We start from the raw sequence: 340 nt of genomic DNA, 5'->3' as shown, positions 1-340 counted from the left end.
CGATGGCGTGTTTTTTACCTTTCGCGATACCGGCTTTGATTTCGTTCACCAGATCTTCACGGCTGAATTCCACTTCCGGTACCACCACGAACTCACAGCCACCGGCGATAGCGGCCGCCAGCGTCAGATCGCCGCAGTAACGGCCCATCACTTCAACGATGGAGATACGCTGGTGAGAAGAAGAGGTGTCACGCAGGCGGTCAATCGCTTCAACAACGGTACCCAGCGCAGTGAAGTAACCGATGGTGTAGTCAGTGCCTTTGATGTCGTTGTCGATGGTGCCAGGCAGACCGATGCACGGGAAACCCATTTCGGTCAGACGTTTTGCACCCATATAAGA

At 54.4% G+C, this 340-nt stretch carries 1 protein-coding gene; it reads right to left on the bottom strand.

Annotated features, from left to right (window positions below; genetic code table 11):
• Positions 1 to 340, bottom strand: a 340-nt coding sequence (locus ACTJI9_RS22485) for a 6-phosphofructokinase (RefSeq protein WP_440811041.1), incomplete at both ends; no start/stop codon positions are given.

Origin of the sequence: Phyllobacterium sp. 22552, assembly GCF_052044585.1 — a bacterium.
Taxonomy (GTDB): Bacteria; Pseudomonadota; Alphaproteobacteria; order Rhizobiales; family Rhizobiaceae; genus Phyllobacterium; species Phyllobacterium ifriqiyense.
Note: the sequence above shows the minus strand (reverse complement) of the source record. Positions and strands in the feature narration are given on the sequence as shown.